This window comes from Mesorhizobium sp. M2A.F.Ca.ET.067.02.1.1, assembly GCF_004023285.1.
In the GTDB taxonomy this organism is placed as follows: Bacteria; Pseudomonadota; Alphaproteobacteria; order Rhizobiales; family Rhizobiaceae; genus Mesorhizobium.
Genome location: NZ_RZSB01000046.1, coordinates 1 through 17598 on the forward strand (window position 1 = coordinate 1; position 17598 = coordinate 17598).

At 63.6% G+C, this 17598-nt stretch carries 19 protein-coding genes and 1 pseudogene; 11 read left to right on the forward strand and 9 right to left on the reverse strand.

The features are described from left to right. The 6 genes and pseudogenes from EOA28_RS06670 to EOA28_RS06705 form a co-directional block, all read left to right on the forward strand. The coding region (locus EOA28_RS06670) for a penicillin-binding transpeptidase domain-containing protein (RefSeq protein ID WP_128314719.1) at positions 1-1518 on the forward strand (1518 nt) is incomplete at its 5' end. Positions 1519-1719: 201 nt separating this feature from the next. After that, positions 1720-2304, forward strand: coding sequence for a DUF1214 domain-containing protein (locus tag EOA28_RS06680; RefSeq protein WP_127250909.1), 585 nt, complete (start codon positions 1720-1722; stop codon positions 2302-2304). Continuing rightward, a complete protein-coding gene (locus EOA28_RS06685) occupies positions 2297-2845 on the forward strand; it encodes a DUF1254 domain-containing protein (protein ID WP_127386199.1) in 549 nt (182 codons plus the stop codon). The genes EOA28_RS06680 and EOA28_RS06685 overlap by 8 nt, the downstream gene beginning before the upstream one ends. 391 nt (positions 2846-3236) lie before the next feature. After that, entirely contained in the window at positions 3237-4244 is a 1008-nt protein-coding gene (locus EOA28_RS06695) for a DUF2336 domain-containing protein (RefSeq protein ID WP_127251721.1), read from the forward strand. A gap of 194 nt (positions 4245-4438) precedes the next feature. Further along, positions 4439-4866: pseudogene (locus EOA28_RS06700) on the forward strand (MerR family transcriptional regulator). Then, complete coding sequence (locus tag EOA28_RS06705) at positions 4838-5221, forward strand: carboxymuconolactone decarboxylase family protein (protein WP_128314720.1); 384 nt, start codon at positions 4838-4840, stop codon at positions 5219-5221. The pseudogene EOA28_RS06700 and the gene EOA28_RS06705 overlap by 29 nt, the downstream one beginning before the upstream one ends. Positions 5222-5285: 64 nt before the next feature. On the opposite strand, the gene EOA28_RS06710 is transcribed toward EOA28_RS06705, so the two are convergent. From EOA28_RS06710 to EOA28_RS06720, 3 genes are all read right to left on the reverse strand, one after another. Then, complete coding sequence (locus EOA28_RS06710) at positions 5286-5633, reverse strand: DUF1491 family protein (RefSeq protein WP_127251706.1); 348 nt, start codon at positions 5631-5633, stop codon at positions 5286-5288. Between the two features lie 527 nt (positions 5634-6160). Next, the gene (locus EOA28_RS06715) at positions 6161-6952 is read right to left on the reverse strand and encodes a peptidoglycan-binding protein (protein ID WP_126078379.1); all 792 of its coding nucleotides are present in this window, start codon (positions 6950-6952) and stop codon (positions 6161-6163) included. After that, entirely contained in the window at positions 6927-8663 is a 1737-nt protein-coding gene (locus EOA28_RS06720; protein WP_127251707.1) for a PAS domain-containing sensor histidine kinase, read from the reverse strand. The genes EOA28_RS06715 and EOA28_RS06720 overlap by 26 nt, the downstream gene beginning before the upstream one ends. Before the next feature lie 556 nt (positions 8664-9219). On the opposite strand from EOA28_RS06720, the gene EOA28_RS06725 reads away from it, so the two are divergent. Further along, positions 9220-9609, forward strand: coding sequence for a DUF5330 domain-containing protein (locus EOA28_RS06725; protein WP_126061981.1), 390 nt, complete (start codon positions 9220-9222; stop codon positions 9607-9609). A gap of 110 nt (positions 9610-9719) precedes the next feature. Continuing rightward, complete coding sequence (locus tag EOA28_RS06730) at positions 9720-10148, forward strand: SufE family protein (RefSeq protein WP_126061982.1); 429 nt, start codon at positions 9720-9722, stop codon at positions 10146-10148. 84 nt (positions 10149-10232) lie between these two features. On the opposite strand, the gene EOA28_RS06735 is transcribed toward EOA28_RS06730, so the two are convergent. Beyond that, entirely contained in the window at positions 10233-10658 is a 426-nt protein-coding gene (locus tag EOA28_RS06735) for a MucR family transcriptional regulator (protein WP_126061983.1), read from the reverse strand. A 406-nt stretch (positions 10659-11064) separates the two neighbouring features. Then, positions 11065-11409: an SH3 domain-containing protein gene (locus EOA28_RS06740; protein WP_189341955.1), complete on the reverse strand. Its 345-nt coding sequence runs from the start codon at positions 11407-11409 to the stop codon at positions 11065-11067. 133 nt (positions 11410-11542) lie between these two features. Here EOA28_RS06740 and EOA28_RS06745 point away from each other — a divergent pair, with 133 nt between their 5' ends. After that, a complete protein-coding gene (locus EOA28_RS06745) occupies positions 11543-13654 on the forward strand; it encodes a S9 family peptidase (RefSeq protein WP_127251708.1) in 2112 nt (703 codons plus the stop codon). Positions 13655-13753: 99 nt separating this feature from the next. Then, positions 13754-14143 (forward strand): SET domain-containing protein-lysine N-methyltransferase, encoded by a 390-nt coding sequence (locus EOA28_RS06750; RefSeq protein WP_126078382.1) that lies wholly within the window; start codon positions 13754-13756, stop codon positions 14141-14143. Between the two features lie 8 nt (positions 14144-14151). Here the strand turns inward: EOA28_RS06750 and EOA28_RS06755 are convergent, their stop codons facing one another. Both EOA28_RS06755 and EOA28_RS06760 read right to left on the reverse strand, forming a co-directional pair. Beyond that, positions 14152-15099, reverse strand: coding sequence for a cytochrome c (locus EOA28_RS06755; RefSeq protein ID WP_127251709.1), 948 nt, complete (start codon positions 15097-15099; stop codon positions 14152-14154). A 9-nt stretch (positions 15100-15108) separates the two neighbouring features. Beyond that, positions 15109-15546: a cytochrome c gene (locus tag EOA28_RS06760; RefSeq protein ID WP_042641989.1), complete on the reverse strand. Its 438-nt coding sequence runs from the start codon at positions 15544-15546 to the stop codon at positions 15109-15111. Between the two features lie 61 nt (positions 15547-15607). Between EOA28_RS06760 and EOA28_RS06765 the strand changes: the two genes are divergently transcribed. Next, on the forward strand, positions 15608-15850 hold the full coding sequence (locus tag EOA28_RS06765; RefSeq protein ID WP_127251710.1) for a hypothetical protein: 243 nt from the start codon (positions 15608-15610) through the stop codon (positions 15848-15850). A gap of 52 nt (positions 15851-15902) precedes the next feature. On the opposite strand, the gene EOA28_RS06770 is transcribed toward EOA28_RS06765, so the two are convergent. Next, a complete protein-coding gene (locus EOA28_RS06770) occupies positions 15903-16505 on the reverse strand; it encodes a superoxide dismutase (protein WP_127251711.1) in 603 nt (200 codons plus the stop codon). 203 nt (positions 16506-16708) lie between these two features. Beyond that, on the reverse strand, positions 16709-17587 hold the full coding sequence (locus EOA28_RS06775) for a branched-chain amino acid aminotransferase (RefSeq protein WP_127251712.1): 879 nt from the start codon (positions 17585-17587) through the stop codon (positions 16709-16711). Between the last annotated feature and the right edge of the window lie 11 nt (positions 17588-17598).

Here is a 17598-nt window from a genome sequence, read left to right on the forward strand (position 1 = left end):
CTCTATCTCGACCGCGCCTATATGGGGGGCGGCACCTTCGGCATCGAAGCGGCGGCGGATTTTTATTTCGGCAAGAGCGTCAAGGATCTGAACCTCGCCGAGGCGGCAATGCTGGCCGGCCTGTTCAAGGCGCCGACCAAATACGCCCCGCACATCAACCTGCCGGCGGCGCGCGCGCGCGCCAATGTGGTGCTCTCCAACCTCGTCGACGCCGGCTTCATGACCGAAGGCCAGGTGCTGCAGGCAAGACTGCATCCGGCCGACGTGGTCGACCGCGGCGAGCAGAAGAGCCCGGACTACTTCCTCGACTGGGCCTTCGACGAGGTCAAGAAGATCGCCAAGCCCGGCCAGCATTCGCTGGTCGCCCACACGACCTTCGACGCCAACATCCAGAAGGCGGCCGAGGAGTCGGTCGAGTTCCATCTGCGGCAATTCGGCAAGGAATACAACGTCACCGAAGGCGCGGTGGTGGTGATCGAGACCAATGGCGCGGTGCGCGCCATCGTCGGCGGCCGCGACTATGGCGCCAGCCAGTTCAACCGCGCCACCAAGGCGTTGCGCCAAACGGGTTCATCCTTCAAGCCCTATGTCTATGCCACTGCGATGGAGCATGGCTTCACACCGGACTCGGTGGTTTCGGGCGGCGCCATCAGCTGGGGCAACTGGTCGCCGCACAATTACAGCGGCGGATCGGCCGGCAACGTCACGCTGCTCACGGCGATCGCCAAGTCGATCAACACGGTGCCGGTGCGGCTCGCCAAGGATTACCTCGGCATCGGTCCGATCAAGGCAATGGCCGAATCGATGGGTGTCGAATCGCCGCTGGAAGCGCACAAGACCATGGTGCTGGGCACATCCGGCATGACGGTGATGGACCAGGCGACCGGCTACAGCGTCTTTGCCCAGAACGGTTTCGTCGGCTCGCGCCACGGCATCACCCAGCTCGTCACCCGCACCGGCGAGGTGGTCTATGACTGGGCCAAGGACGCGCCGCCACCACACCGCGTGCTGTCGGAAAAGGCGCTGAAATACATGAACACCATGCTGGCGGCGGTGCCGGTGATCGGCACGGCACGGCGCGCCCAGCTCCCGAACATCGTCGTTGCCGGCAAGACCGGCACCACGCAGTCCTACCGCGACGCCTGGTTCGTCGGCTTCACCGGCAATTACACGGCGGCCGTCTGGCTGGGCAATGACGACTTCACCGCAACCAACAAGATGACCGGCGGCTCGCTGCCGGCGATGGTCTGGCAGCGCCTGATGGTCTATGCGCACCAGAACATCGACCTGAAGCCTATCCCCGGTCTCGACCACCCGTTCGTCGACCCAGAGGTCGCGGCCAAGGCAGAGGAGGCGGCCAAGAAGGAAGCCGACGCCGCAGAGGCGCAGGCCGAGGCCGAACGGCCGCCGGTGCTTTCCAGCCGTACCACCCAGACGCTGAGGGACATGACCAAGGCGTTCCAGGCCGCGCCCGTGCTCGATGCGCCCACCCTGCCGGAAGCACTTTCGGCGCTTTAGGGCATGGTCCCGAACCGAAGGACCGCGATAGCGAAAAGTGGGAACCGGTTTTCGGATAAGATAATGCTCCATCAAAAAAATAGATCAGGACGACGTTTCAGCGAAACGTCATCCTGATCTAGCCACCCCTCGCGTGAAGCCGGCTTGCCACGGCACCCCGCGCCGCGATATCCCGGGCAACCTCCTCTGTTTGCGGCTCTCATGCTCAAGAACGCCATCCTGACGCTGCTTTCGCTTGCCATAGCCATTGGGCTTGGCGGCTACAGCGTCTGGTATGCGCTCAACGCGCAGGACGGCGTCGGGGCGATCCGCATCGGCCAATGGACCGCCTTCCCCGAAGTCGGGACTTTAGACGCCGACCCCTACTCCAAGGCGCGCGTGGCGCGCCAGGGCGTGCTGGCGCTCGGCCGGGCCGAGGGGCTGGCCTTCGTCGCCGAGCGTGATGACGCCGGCGAGCCGCTAAGACGCGAATGCACCTACACGATCGAAGGCAGCTACCCGACCGCCCGTTTCTGGACGCTCTATGCCGCCGACCAGTCGCTTGGCGTGATCGATACCGGCAAGCCGAGGCAGGCGGCGCTGCAGTCCTACGAAGTGCTGCGCCGGCCCGACAATTCCGTCGTCATTTCGGTCGGCAATCGCCCTGCCCCCGGCAACTGGTTGCTCACCGGCGGATCCGGCAAGATGTATTTCGTGCTGACCTTCTACGACACGCCGATCGCGTCCAGCACCGGCCTCTCCGATGTGACGCTGCCGCGCATCCTGAAGGCGGGCTGCAATGCGTAGGCTGCTGCATGCCCTCATCCTCGGCCTGCTCGGCGCCGGCATCGTGCATATCGTTGTGCTGTTCCTGGTGCCGGAATTTTCCGAGCGCGATGCCTGGTCGCGGCTGGCGACGGCCTCCGACCTCTACAGGATGACGCGGCTGGATGCCGAAGCCGGCGGCGCGCCGGTGGTGAAATCGGTCGATCCGCTGTTTTATGCCGCCGCCTGCCGCTTCGACCTTGCCGACGGCCTTGTGCGAATCAAGGCGCCCGGCGACGTGCCGTTCTGGTCGGCCTCGGTCTATGACCGCGGCGGCCACAACATCTATTCCTTCAACGATCACAACGCCAATGGCGAGAAGCTCGATACGGTGGTGCTGACCCCGGCGCAGATGATCGATGTGCGGCGCGACCTTCCGGAGGATCTGCAAGGCGCGATCTTTGTCGAGGCGCCGATCGAGGAAGGCATCTTCGTCGTCCGCGCCTTCGTGCCGGACGAGAGCTGGAAGCCGATCGTGTCGCGCTTCCTCGAGCAGAGCAGCTGCGATTTGCAGGACGACTGAGAAAGGCGTGTTCAGTGATGCGGCTTGGCGGGCGGCGGGGAGCCTGGCCTGTCGGAGCCGCTGCCGCCGGGCCGGACCGCATCGGCCTGCGGGTGCAACTCATAACGGACGCCGGGGAAAATGATCACCGCCGCCGTCGTGGCGTCGTGACTTGCTCGATTTACAGGTGCCGCACGCGGCACAAAAGACAGGACCATGCCCATGGTTCGCGCATTCCTCTCGGTTTGACCGGAGCACAACGCAACGCCTCCAAGTTGATTAAGGGGCGTAGAGGGTTAACGGAGCGCTAACGGATCGCGGCTAATTTGATGTTTGTTTTCCTGAAGATGCGAACCGGCCCGGCCGGATTGCGTGGGTTCAGGAGTTGTGTCGAGTGTCGGGCGTATCCTCCGTGTCATCTTCGGATTTCAGGCAAATCGCTATCCGGACCGAAGCGGGAAAGGCCGAAAGGCTGTTCCGCGCCGCGGTCTCGGCCTTCTGCTCGCTGACGCGCCCTTCACGACGCGAGATCGCCCAGCTCGAGGACCTGACGCTGCCGCTGTTCGACGAGGTGTCGGTCGAATCGCGCCGCTATGTCGCCGCCGCCCTTTCCGAATGCGAATACGCGCCGACCGCATTGGTGCGGCGGCTGGCCGAGGAGCCGGTCGAGATTGCGGCGCCCCTGCTCACCCGCTCCAATGCGCTGAGCGACATCGACCTCATCGCGCTGATCGGCCGGCACGGGCTGCCGCATGCGCGCGCCATTGCGCGCCGCAAAGAGCTCAATCCGACGATCGCCGACCTGATCCGCGCGCTGGAAAGACCGACGCTGGTCAAGACGCGGCCGCCGGAAACGGTCACCAAGCTCACGCCGAAACCGGAGCCGGTGGCCAAGGCGGACGCCGACCGCGCCGCATCCGGCGAAGCGGCGGAGAACGCGCGCCGCCGCCTGCGGTCGATGATGCGCCCGGCCGGCGATACTGCCGACGTCAACACCTTCCTCGGCCAGTCGGCCTATGTGAGGCTGCGCGAGACGGCGCTGACCGGCAACGCGGCCTTCTTCCAGACCGCACTTGCCGATGCGCTGGAGATCGACTTCGCGACGGCCCGCTCGGTGACCGGGCAGTCGGGTTATGCCGCATTGCTTGCGGCGCTGCGCGCCCTCGACCTCAGCGAGGACAGAGCCTTCCTGATCGCGGTCGCGGTCTATCCCGGCGAGTTCCCGCACCCGCAGGCGATCCGGCTGTTCCTCGACCGCTACCGGCTGCTGCACCGCGAGGCGGCGCTGGACAAGGTGCGCGCCTGGAAGGCGGAGACCCTTTCGCGTGCCATCCGCGACAAAGCGGCCGACACGATCGGTGGCGAGCGACGCGACGCGTCGAACGGCGACGACGCGAGCTCCAGCCTCAAGGCATCCTGACCGGCTTCAAGCGCCTCGCGCTTGAAAGGATTAAAGGGATGCGCTTTAAGCATTTGTTTTATCAGCTAAAATGAACGATCAGATGTCGTCGCGAAACTTAGCATTTCCGCGACACGACGAAGTGACACAGCCTCTTGACTTAGAGCGCACTCTAACTCGTAGCTTTCTGCGCGTCGTGACGAAAGAAGAGCGTGATGAAGATTGGCGAGCTGGCGAAGCGTTCGGGACTGTCTGCCTACACCATCCGTTACTACGAGCGGATCGGGCTGCTTCCCCATGCCGACAGGGACCAATCGGGCCAACGTGACTACGACGCATCAATCCTGACCTGGATAGAATTTCTCGATCGCCTCAAAACGACAGGGATGCCTATTCGGGAAATGCTGCGTTACGCGGCCTTGCGGGAGCGCGGCGTCAACACGGAAGCGGAGCGCGGCGCGTTGCTCGAGCAGCACCGCGAGCGTGTCCGTGCGCATCTGGCCAAACTGCAAGCCTGCCTTCTCGTCCTCGACACCAAGATTGCCGGATATGCCGGCGTTGAAAAGAGGATGAAGGACTAGACGCATCAATCCCCGAACGTCAGCGAAAGCCGGCTGGAACGCGGCAAGCGGGCGCTCGCTGAAATAGATGGCGAAGCCGGCCGCAATGTCATCGCCGCCCTGGCGGACATTGCCCCCGATTTCGCGAACTACGTGTTCGAGTTCTCGTTTGGCGACATCTACAGCCGCCCCGGCCTCGATCTGCGCGCCCGTGAGATCGCGACCATCGCGGCGCTGACTGCGATGGGAACCGCGACCCCGCAACTGAAAGTCCATATCGAGGCGGGGCTCAATGTCGGGCTGACCAAGGACGAAATTATCGAAACCATCATCCAGATGACGGTTTATGCCGGCTTTCCTGCGGCGCTCAACGGGCTGTTTGCGGCCAAGGAAGTCTTCGCTACCCGGTTTCCCGTCCAGAAGGGGGAAGCGGCATGATGAACCTTCTCGCCCAGCGCTCTTGCTCTCATCGCGATTCCGGTCCCATGAATGGCGAAACGCCCTAGTCGGCCTTCACCGAAAGAAGCTCTTCGACCGGTACAGTCCCTGCCTCGATCTCGACCACCCAGATGTCGGGATCGAATTTCTTCTCGCGCTCCAACCGCGCATCGAAGGCGGCGCTATCGTCGCCGGCATCGAGCAAGGTGAAGAAGCGCTCATCCGGCTTGGCTGAATCGTAACTCGTCTGCGGCGCCGGCCCGTAAAGAACGACCTCCCCCAGACGCCCGCGCGACAACACGAAGACGGCGCCCGCCTCGGTGGCGCCGCGCTTAACCACGGCGGCAAAACCGCCGGCGCCGAAAACGCGGCGCAGAAGGGCCGAGACCCACAGATCGGTGGTTACGCGCATGGGTGGTTTCCGGATGACATGCCGATTGTTTAACGAGATTCCGGCTTGTCCGCGAGCGCCGGGCAGCGACAGGTTTGGATTGCTGTGGTCCCGCGTCCCCTGACGGTGGTGTTGCTTTGCCTGACAGGTCGGCGCTGCCGCTCATTGCCCTGCCGGGCATTTCCCCCGTGTAGTGACGGGGAGAAGGAAGCTTGCGCTGACGATTTCGCCAATCTCAGACGTTGCAGGAAGAGCGCCGGCGCCGCGGCCAGCCCCTTCCCCCGTTCACGGGGAGAAGATGCCGGCAGGCAGATGAGGGGCGGCGCCGGCTCCGACAATTGGCAAATTTCGTGAATGCACCGGATAATGCTATCGTTGCGCATGGAAGCGACAATCCGACCCCTAACCGATCATGAACTGAATCAGCTCAAGCGTGCATATGCTGAAGGCATGGCGAGCGGTGAAGGCCAGAGCGTGGACCGCAATGCCTTCTTCCGCGCTCTAAAGGCTAAACGCGCAGCCCAAAACTAGATTGGCGCCGCCGCCACTCAGTTCGTCAGACCGATCTCGCGCATCTTGACGTACACCGCTTCGTCCGGCTCGCCTGTTTCGGGCAGGCCGAAGAGAGCCTGGAATTCCTTGATCGCGGCCTTGGTGCGGGCGCCGACCTTGCCGTCGAGCTGCATGTCGTTGTTACCGAAAGCTTTCAGACCGGCCTGGATCTTGACGATGCGGGCATCGGGCGATTGCGTGGCGCCATCGGCCGGGGCCGAGACCGGAATTACCGATGGCTTGGCGGACGGCGTGGCTGCTGCCGCGTCGGCCGGCCGCGGCGCCGGATGTGGAATCGCCGCCGTCGTCTGGCGCGTGCCAAGCTGGTCGAGCAGCGCGCCGTCGATCTCGCCCGAGCCCGGCAGCCCGACTTTCAATTGGTAAGCCTGGATCGCCTTGCGGGTCGCCGGTCCGGTCAGACCATCGACTGTGCCGTCATAGAAGTTGAGGTCCTTCAGGATGCCCTGCACCTGCTGGACGATCGGATCCGGCTTGGCCACCGGCTGTGCCGGCGGCTGGCGCACGATGTTGATGGTGGTCTCCGGCTCGTTGGAGACGGTATGCGGGAAATTCTCGATGCTGCGGGTGGCAAAGAAGGCGCCGGTATGCGGAAAAGGCTGATACCAGAGCGCATTGGCCGAGACATAGAACAGCGTCACCAGGAAGGCGGTCGAACCGCCGACCAGGACCGGGTTGCTTGCGATCAGCTGGCCGACCGCGGCCGCGCCTTCGGCAAGGACGCCGCGCTCGGGTTCGACCACCTTACGCCGTTTTGCGGAGCGAGCCATTCCCCTCCCCATCTCTATCCCCCTTCGGCTTCGCCGCCGGCATGGCCAGCACACCGGGTTGCGCAACGGAATGCCGCTTCGGCCCGCTCACCGGCAGGCCGATCGTCACCGTGGTGCCCTCACCCGGCGCGCTCTCGATCGACATCGTGCCGTCGTGCAGCGCCACCAGGCCCTTGACCAGCGACAGGCCGAGCCCGGTTCCCTCGAAACGGCGCGTGTAGTCGTTCTGGATCTGCATGAAAGGCTTGCCGAGATTGGCCATATCCTCCTCGGCGATGCCGATGCCGGTGTCGCTGACCCAGAAATGCAGGCGCGAGCCGACGCGCTTGGCGCCGATCACCACGCTGCCGCCATCGGGCGTGAACTTGACGGCGTTCGAAGCGAGATTGATCAGGATCTGCTGCACCGCGCGACGGTCGGCATTGATCTCGCCGGCATCCGGCGCGATCTGGGTGGCAAGAACGATGCCCTTGGCGTCGGCCAGCGGCCGCATCATCGAGCGGCACATGTCGACGGCCTCGACGAAACGGAACGTCTCCAGCTCGGTCGCATAGGCGCCCGCCTCGATGCGCGAGACGTCGAGGATCGAGGTGACGACGGACAGAAGATGCTGGCCCGACTCCCTGACCAGGCCGACATATTCCTTCTGGCGCGGGTCCTTGAAGGCGCCGAACATCTCATGCAGCAGCATGTCGGAAAAGCCGATGATGGCGTTGAGCGGCGTGCGCAGCTCGTGGCTGACCACCGCCAGGAAGCGGCCCTTGGCCACTTCGGCGGCCGCGGCGGCCTCCCTGGCTTCCGCAAGCTCCTCGCGCAGCTCCGCGACATCGTCGTTCTCGCGCAGCACCAGCATGAAGACGTCGCGTTCGGCTTCGCCGCGCAGCAAGTCGAGACTGAACGGACGGAAATTATCGGCAGCGCCGGAACCCTCGCGCGGCAAGCGGATGCGCAACTCAAGCCGGCGCTTCGGCGCCCCCTCGCGCATGTCGGCCAAGGCGGTGAGATAGGCGACGCGGTCGGACAGATGGACCCGCTCGAACAGGCCGGTGCCAAGCAGGAGCTCCGGCGCCAGTTTCATGACCGAACGCGCTTTGGCGGACGCGTCGAGCACTTCGCCCTGGCGGCCGACGCGCAGCACGACGGCGTCGATCAGGTCCTCGAGACGATCGCCGGCGGGCTCCGCCGGCCGCAGGCCGGCAGGATCGGCGAAGGCGGCGGCACGCGGCAACAATGTCAGCGCCCAGGCTAGCGGCAGCAGCCAGTGCCAGGCGGCGATTTCGCCAGGCGGCAGGAGCTGGCCGGCAAAGGGCTGGAGAACGATCGCGGCGACCGCGGCCAGCACGCTCGACAGCGCGGCGCGCCGCGACCCGGAAACCCACCAGGTTTCGACCGGCAATGCCAAGCCCAGCAGCGCGACCGGCGAGGCCAATCCCCCTGCCGCCGCTATTGCGCCGGCAAGGGCAAGGCCGCCCAAGGCGACCGCCATGCGGCCGGCGAGCGCCATGTGGCCGGTGGCGGCGACCAGAAGCGCGGCGAACCAGCACAAGCCGAAAGCGGCAAAGATGGCGGCCATGGTGACGGCCGCGCCGAGACTCGAGGTGACCAGCGTCACCGCGGCACCCGCGGCAAGGAATGGCGCGGCGAGCATGACGCCGATGAAGCGGCGCTGGCGCAGGCGTTCCGCCTCACTCGTCACGGTGGGGTGAACCAAGCGTTCGCAGCCGGCGGCAACCGCGCCGGGCAATTGAACGTATCTGGCTGAAATCGAACTCAACGCACGCGTACCCGGTGGTAAAAACATCCTGCCTGGCAGGTGACTCAATCAATGACTTGAAACTCGCATCCAGCGTTTAAGGAATGGATAAGGCTGGCGGGTGCCAGCGACCGCCCCAAGGCAAATATTGTGATGCCGGCACCGCAAAGCGCGCCGAGTTGGCGTCATGGTAAACGGCGCGTTAGCCGCGAGGCCTGTGCCAAAACGGGCCTAAACCTGACGCGGCTAATTTCTGTTGCGAATAAAATCGAATAATTACAATGCGATATATGGTTATCGTAAAGTTAATGCTGTCGATGAGATTCGACACAAGTCCGCTTCAAAACCAATTCCTTTCCAATTCGCCTAAAATTTGAGACAAATTCGCGGCTTCGAGGCAAGCCGTCCTTTGCGTGACCGTGCCATTATCGTGCCCATAAAAGAGGTCATGCCGATGGATGCATGACCCGTCACGGATGGATGCAGGATCCATCCCGCACGAGAGGCAAGTGAGATGGGCTTTCTGATCAGGATGGCTTTCTGGTTTTCGCTGGTGCTGCTGGCGCTGCCGCTCGGCGTCGGCCCGGGCGAGGACGGCCAGCAGAGCGTCGGGCCGATCCAGGCGCTGTTCGCGGCGCGCGAGGCGGTGGGCGACATTGCAGGGCTCTGCGAGCGCAAGCCCGATGTCTGCGAAACCGGCAAATCTGCCATGTACACCATTACAGTCCGGGCCCAGGAAACGGCCAAGATCGCCGCCGCCATGATCGACGACAAATCAGAGCAGGCAGGCGCGGCCGAGACGAAGGTTGCGGACACGGCCAAGATGACCACAGGCAGCGTCGCCGAGGACATCGTGCTACCCGCCAAGGTCAACATACCAGTGCTGTTGACTTCCAAGAACTGAGACAATCTTCAGCCGCCACTTGGCTACGCCGCGGGCCCGTCCGACCTCTCGACGCCCGCGGCGCTTTCTTTTTCCGTGACGCGACGGTGCCGCGCCACTATATGCGGGCCATGACCACCCCGATCCAGACGATCCGCGACGACTTTTCCCTGCTCGACGAGTGGGAGGACCGCTATCGCTATGTGATCGAGCTCGGCGAGGGCCTGCCGCCTTTCCCCGAGAACGAACGCACGGCCGCGAACAAGGTGCCCGGCTGCGTCAGCCAGGTGTGGCTCACCACCGAGCAGGGAGCGGGCGCCGATCCGGTGATCAGCTTCCAGGGCGATTCGGACGCCCACATCGTGCGCGGCCTCGTCGCCATCATGCTGGCGCTGTTTTCGGGCCGGCGGGCAAGCGAGATCCAGAGCACGGACGCGGAGGCGACGCTAAAGGAGCTCGGGCTGGACGAGCATCTTTCGCCGCAGCGCGCCAACGGCCTGCGTTCGATGGTCAAGCGCATCAAGCGCGACGCGGAAGCGGCGCTGAAGCAGACGGCCTGATCCGGTCCCTATCGCCTTCGCTATCCGGAAAAGCAAAACGGCGCCGCAAGGGCGCCGTTTTGCTTTTCCGGATAGCGAAGGCGATCAGCGGCCCTTGCGCTTGCGGCCCAGACCCATCTTCTTGGCGAGCTGCGAGCGGGCAGCCGCGTAGTTGGGGGCCACCATCGGATAGTTGGCGTCCAGCCCCCACTTCTCACGGTATTCCTCCGGCGTGAGATGGTAATGGGTCATCAGGTGACGCTTCAGCGATTTGAACTTCTTTCCGTCCTCCAGACAGACAATGTAGTCGTCGTGGACAGAGCGCTTGGGATTGACGGCCGGCTTCTGCTTCTCGGCCGATGGCTGCTCCGGCGAACCACCGACACGGCCCAACGCGGCATGGACGTCGGCGATTAGGTTCGGCAATTCCCCAACGGGCACCGGGTTGTTGCTGACATAGGCGGCGACGACATCGGCGGTCAGTTCGATCAGCGCATCACCGTTTTTCGAAGGTGTTTCGACGATTTCCATAGTGCTCAGGCCCCAACGAGAGTTGTTTCTAAAATTGCGCCCTTTTTTCCGAGGTCGGGCATCGCGCGAATTTCATTCAGGAAAACCCTGCGATTCGCGTCGGTCATCTTAATGACGCCGCATCGCAAGTAAGTCAATTCGCATATTGACTTATATTGGCCGATATTCATCAAATATTGCCGTTTCAGCTTCAAAAATTCGTGCGGCGTGTAACTTCGCGAGATTTTTCTGGCCAGACCAGCATGCCATGACGCTGCGTCACTGGCGTGTTAGACATCCGATCGCCGCACGACATGGCCCGCGATGCTTGACCAATGCTTGGATGCCTGTTGCGCCAGCACGATGAATCCTATGGCGCAACGTAGCTGCCCTGCCGGCCGGCCCGACAAGGCGAGCCGACGGTCCGTCAATAAGGCGCGATATATTTGCCGTAGACCCAGCCGGTGACGAAATGGCCATTCTGCGCCGGGTCGTGCCACACCTCGCACCAGCGATAGCGGATCGCCTGGCGCTGCTTCCATTGCGGCTGCCCGGCGATATCGAGCAGATTTACGCCACCTGTGCAGCGGCCGGTCATCTGCAGCACGGTGCCGTTCGGATAGGCGGCCTGTTTTTGCGATGCGTTGGAGGGATACTTTCGCGCGTTGAGCGTGTCGCCGAACGGCACGCCCGCCACTTGCCAGGCGGCAAAGACGGTTGCATGAGACGGACTGGAAAAAGTCAGACCCGCCGCGAGGACGGCGACAGACATAGCGGTAGCAACACAGGATTTCATCTTTTCCCCTTCGACTTGGCTTCTGTCGACCATCTTGAGCCGTGCCCCTTGAACCGCCGCTGAGTGGCGTGTTCATTCGTCATTCAAGCAAATTCCGCAGCGAGACGTAATGACCAGCACTTCCGCCCTGACTCCCGCCTTCCCGGCCGCCAGCCCGCCGACGCCTGAGAAACATCCTGTTTCCGACACGCATCACGGCATCACCCGCAGCGACGGCTATGCCTGGATGCGGGCCGACAACTGGCAGGCCGTGTTCCGGGATCCTTCCCTGCTTGACGGCCGGATCCGCGCCTATCTGGAGGCCGAGAACGCCTATCAGGCCGTTCTGATGGCCGGCACCGCGGATCTGCGCGGCAAGCTGTTTGCCGAGATGAAGGGACGCATCAAGGAGGACGACTCAACGGTGCCGATGAAGGACGGCCCCTATGCCTACGGCTCGTCCTTCCGGCAGGGCGGCGAGCAGCCGCGCTATTTCCGCACCTCGCGCGATGGCGGCAGCGAGGAAATCCTGCTCGATGGCGACGCGGAGGCCGAGGGCAAGGCCTATTTCCGGCTCGGCGGCGTCGACCATTCCGCGGACCACAAGAAGCTCATCTGGGCGTTCGACGACAAGGGCTCGGAATTCTTCACGCTACGCGTGCGCGATGTTGCCGGCGGCACCGACCTTGCCGACCAGATCCCGGATACGGGCGGCGGCGGGGTCTGGAATGCCGGCGATGACGGCTTCTTCTACACCCGCCTCGACGACAACCATCGCCCGTCGAAAGTATTCTTCCACAAGCTCGGCGACAAGCTGGAGAACGACCGCCTCATCTATGAGGAGACCGATCCGGGCTTCTTCATGGATGTCAGCGGCACGCGCGCCAATGACTGGATCCTGGTCGGCATCAACGACCATGAGACGTCCGAGTACCGGCTTCTGCCGGCCGATAATCCTTCAGCGGCGCCCCGGCTGGTGGCGGTGCGCGAGTCCGGGCTGCAATACGACCTGGAAGAAGGCGGCGACGTCTTCTTCATCCTGACCAACGCCGACGGCGCCAAGGATTTCAAGATCATGACCGCGCCGGTCGACAATCCGGTCCGCGCCAACTGGCAGGAACTGGTGCCGCACGAGCCCGGCCGGCTGATCCTCTCGGTGCTCGGTTTCAAGCATCACATGGTGAGACTCGAGCGCAAGGACGGCCTGCCGCGCATCGTCGTGCGCGAGCGCGCCAGCGGCGAGGAGCATTTCATCTCCTTCGACGAGGAGGCTTTCTCGCTCGGCCTTTCCGGCTCCTACGAGTACGACACCGAGACGATGCGCTTCACCTATTCGTCGATGACAACGCCGGTGCAGGTGTTCGACTACAATATGCGCAGCCGCGAGCGTGTGCTCCTGAAGACGCAGGAAGTGCCCTCCGGCCACGATCCGGAGCACTATGTCACGCGCCGGCTGATGGCGCCGGCCGCCGACGGCGAGTTGGTGCCGATTTCGCTGCTCTACCATCGCGACACGCCGCTGGACGGCTCGGCGCCGTGCCTGCTCTACGGCTACGGCTCCTATGGCATCACGGTGCCTTCGGCCTTCAACACCAACTGCCTGTCGCTGGTCGACCGCGGCTTCGTCTACGCCATCGCGCATGTGCGCGGCGGCAAGGACAAGGGCTATGGCTGGTACGAGGACGGCAAGCGGGCGAAGAAGATGAACACCTTCACCGATTTCATCGCCTGCGCCCGCCATCTCGTCGCCGAGCGTTACACACGGCACGACCGCATCGTCGCGCAAGGCGGCTCCGCGGGCGGCATGCTGATGGGCGCGATCGCCAACATGGCGCCGGAAAGCTTCGGCGGCATCGTCGCCGAGGTGCCGTTTGTCGACGTGCTCACCACCATGCTCGACGCCAGCCTGCCGCTGACGCCGCCGGAATGGCCGGAATGGGGCAACCCGATCGCGTCCGCCGACGACTACAAGACGATCGCCGCCTATTCGCCCTATGACAATGTCGCGGCGCTCGCCTACCCGCCGATCCTGGCGCTGGCAGGCCTCACCGATCCGCGTGTCACCTATTGGGAGCCGGCAAAATGGGTGGCGCGGCTGCGCGAACGCAAAGCAGGTGGCAACCCGGTCCTGTTCAAGATCAACATGGATTCCGGACACGCCGGCGCCTCGGGGCGTTTCTCCCGGCTGGAAGAGATCGCCTACATTTACGCCTATGCCCTGAAAGTGACCGGGAAGACCTGATTTTCCACTCGCAATTGACAAGGGCGCGCGTTACGCAATGCTCTGCTTTTTTGGACGTGGCCCTTGGACCGCGCCGACTGCTCATTCACAAGGTTCGTCATGCTGCTCGTCGACGTCTATCTCGACAAATCGCCCATCCAGGGCATCGGCGTCTTCGCCAAACACCGCATTGCAAAGGGCACGCTGATCTGGAAGCTCGACCCAAGGTTCGACCGGCGCATTCCCGTCGACACCTATGAGGGCGAGAGCGGGCCGGTAAAGTCCTATCTCGACCGCTATTCCTATCCGGACCGGCGCGACCCCAACTACATCGTCTTCGAGGCGGATGACGCGCGTTACATGAACCACGCCGACGAGCCGAACTGCGACGTCTCCTCGCCCGAGGAAACCTACGCGCTGCGCGACATCGCGCCCGGCGAGGAACTGACCTGCGACTACAATCACTTTTTCGAAGACGGCTTCGATTTTCTCGGCGACCGCCACCCGTAAGATAAAGGTCAACTCGCCGGCTTGCGCGCTGGATAGCCGTTGGGGTGCGGTGGGATAGCCTTGAGATAGGCGGCGATCGCTGCGCGGTCGTCCGCGGTCAATTGCGCCATGTTCTTTTGCACCTCGACCATGGCGCCGCCGACGGAATCGAAATCGGGCGTGAAGCCGGTCTCGAGATAGTTGGCGATATCGGCTTCCGACCAGTCCTTGATGCTCTTCCCGTCGGGAGTGATGTTGGGCACGACGCCAGTGCCCTCGGCAGCCACGGCGCCGGCCAGCCATTCGCCCTTCTTGACGCCGCCGGCGAAATCGCGCGGCGTATGGCATTCGCCGCAATGACCGGGACCCTCGACGAGGTAGCGGCCGGCCAGCACCTTGTCCGGCGTGCCGTTGGGCAGCGCGATCACCGGCTCTGGACTGAGATAGAGAAGCTTCCACAGGCCGATGCCGCGGCGGATGGTGAAGGGGAAGGAAAGCTTGTGGTCCGGCGCCTTGCCGGCGACCGCCGGCAGCGTCTTCATGAAGGCGTAGAGGTCGGCGATGTCGGCCGGCTTCATGCGCGCGTAGGAGACGTAGGGAAAGGCCGGATAGAAATGCTCGCCCGAAGGCGAGACGCCCTTGAGCATGGCGTTGGCGAAGTCCTCCTCGCTCCAGGCGCCGATGCCGTCCTTCCGGTCCTGCGAGATATTGGGCGGCACGAAGGTGCCGAACGGCGTCTTGAGCTCCAGTCCGCCGGCCAGCTGCAGCCGGGCGTCGCCCTGGGCGCCAGGCTTGGAATGGCAGGACGTGCAGCCGCCGGCATAGAAGATGCGTTTGCCTTTGGCGGCGTCGCCGGGGCCGAGCTGCGCGATGGCCCCGGCGTCAAGCCTGACCGGCGCGGACAGGGCCCAGCCGGCGGCGGCCGCCGCGCCGCCCAGTACGATGACGGCGCCGACGAGCTTCTTCAGCCAGGCCATATCAGGCGATCAGCCCTTCTTGATCCTGTAGCTCTGATGGCAGGCGCCGCAATCGCCGCCCAGCGTGTTGAGCTGCGCCTTCAGACCGTCGACATCGCCCGGCGGCGAGGCGACCGCTTCCTTGGTGTTGGCGAGGAACTTGTCCTCGGCGGCCTTGAAGCCGGCCATGTCTTCCCAGATCTTGGGTGCTGCCGTGGTGTCGCCCTTGTCGGAGCCGGCCGGAAACAGTTTTTCGGCATCGAACTTCTCGGCATTGGCCTGCAGGGCCTTCAGGGTCGTCAGCACGGCGGCCGCGTCGAAATCTTCCTCCCCCTTGACCACCTTGGACAACTGGCCGGCGAGCTTGCCGCGCTCCTTCATCAGCGCCTGGCGCTCCTGGATCGGATCGGCAAAGGCGGCCGAACCGGCGAAGGCGAGCATAGAGATGGCGAGGACAAGCTTTCTCATTCAATCGGCTCCGTGGTGAAAAAAGTTCGCGACTACCGGCATTTCACCGTTTCACGGCGAAATGCTCTATCTCCTGGTTGGCACAATTCCGGACGGAAAACTGTTCCACATCTCGTCTGGAATTGCTCCGGACGTTAACGGACCCGACCATGGAAATATTCCCCGGTGCGTCACGATTTTGCCGCTCGCGATCAATCTGCTGTGTTGGCAGATAAAGAAAAGCCCCGGCATGCCGGGGCTTTTCAGTAAGATCGATCAGCCTTTACAGCGCCGCGCGCCTTTCGGCGCGCAAAGGACGCTGTAACGCTTTGATTCTGCGCATGATCCTTTCCGAAAATCGATCACGATTTTCGGGGTCATGCGCGGGCCTTTTCGTACAGCTCCAGGACGTGGTCCCAGTTGATCAGGCTGTCGACGAAGGCTTCGAGATATTTCGGCCGCGCATTGCGGTAGTCGATGTAGTAGGAGTGCTCCCAGACGTCGACGCCGAGGATCGGTGAGCCGCCATGCACCAGCGGGTTCTCGCCGTTCGGCGTCTTGAAAATCTCGAGCTTGCCGTTCTTGACCGAGACCCAGGCCCAGCCGGAGCCGAACTGGGTGGTGCCGGCGGCGATGAAATCCGCCTTGAACTTGTCATAGCCGCCGAGATCGCTGTCGAAAGCCTTCTGCAGCGCGCCTGGCAGCTTATTGCCGCCGCCGCCCTTCTTCATCCACTTCCAGAAATGGATGTGGTTGTAGTGCTGGGCGGCGTTGTTGAAGAGCCCGGCATTCTTGCCGAAGGACTGCTTGACCACCTCTTCGACCGACAGGTCGCCAAGGCCGGCTTCAGCGGCCAGCTTGTTGCCGTTGTCGACATAGGCCTTGTGGTGCTTGTCGTGGTGATACTCCAGCGTCTCCTTCGACATATGGGGCTGAAGCGCCTCGTAGTCGTAAGGCAAGGCGGGCAACTCAAAAGCCATGGATGGTACTCCCTCGAGGAAAAAATCCGGTGAAACTGCCGAACTTAGATAGGTCTGGAATGGGTTGGGGCAACTCCGGAATGAAGCGCCGAGCGACTTTAGAGCAATTCGCCGAAAAGTGTGAAAGGGTTTTCCGTCCGGAATTACGCCAAACAGGAGAAAGGGTGGGTCGCCGTTCCGTGAAACACTGAAACTCCGGCGGCTCAGGCGGCAGACGTCGAATGCGCCCATTCCCAATAGAGCTCGCGCGCCTTCTTGGCCACGGGCCCGGGCTGCAGGTCGCGGCTCTCGATGCGGGTGACCGGCACGACCTTGGAGTGGTTGCCGGTCGAGAAGATCTCGTCGGCGTCCAGAAAATCGCGAACCGACAGCGTCTTCTCGATGGTCCTGAAGCCGTAATCGCCGAGCAGGTTGATGGTGCGCGAGCGGGTGATGCCCGACAGGAACGTGCCGTTCGGCGCCGGCGTCATCACATGGCCGTCCTTGACCAGGAAGATGTTGGAGGTGCCGGTCTCGGCGACATTGCCCAGCATGTCGAGCACGAGCGCGTTGTCGAAGCCGCGGTTCTTGGCTTCCAGGATGGCGCGGCCGTTGTTGGGATAGAGGCAGCCGGCCTTGGCGTTGGTGGGCATGGTCTCGATGGTTGGGCGGCGGAACGGCGACACCGTGACCGAGAAACCGGAGGGCGGAATCATTGGCGCCTCGTAGAGGCAGAGGCAGAAGCGGGTCGACTCCGGATCGGCCGGCACCCCCATATAGCCGCCATGCTCGGCCCAATACATCGGCCTGATGTAGACCGCCGTCTTGCCGTCGAATTTCTTCAGGCCGTCCCAGGTCAGGCCGACGATCTCTTCTGTCGTCATCGACGGCTTCAGGCCGAGCGCCGTGGCGGAAGCGTTGACGCGGGCGGCGTGAAGCTCGAGGTCGGGCGCCACGCCTTCGAACCAGCGGCCGCCGTCGAAGACGCTGGTGCCGAGCCACATGGCGTGGCTGCGCGGTCCGAGAATGGCAACGTTGCCCTCGTACCAGTCGCCGTCCACATAGGTCCATGTCGCGGTTTGCGCCGCCGTCGCCAGTGTCATGTTTGCCGTCC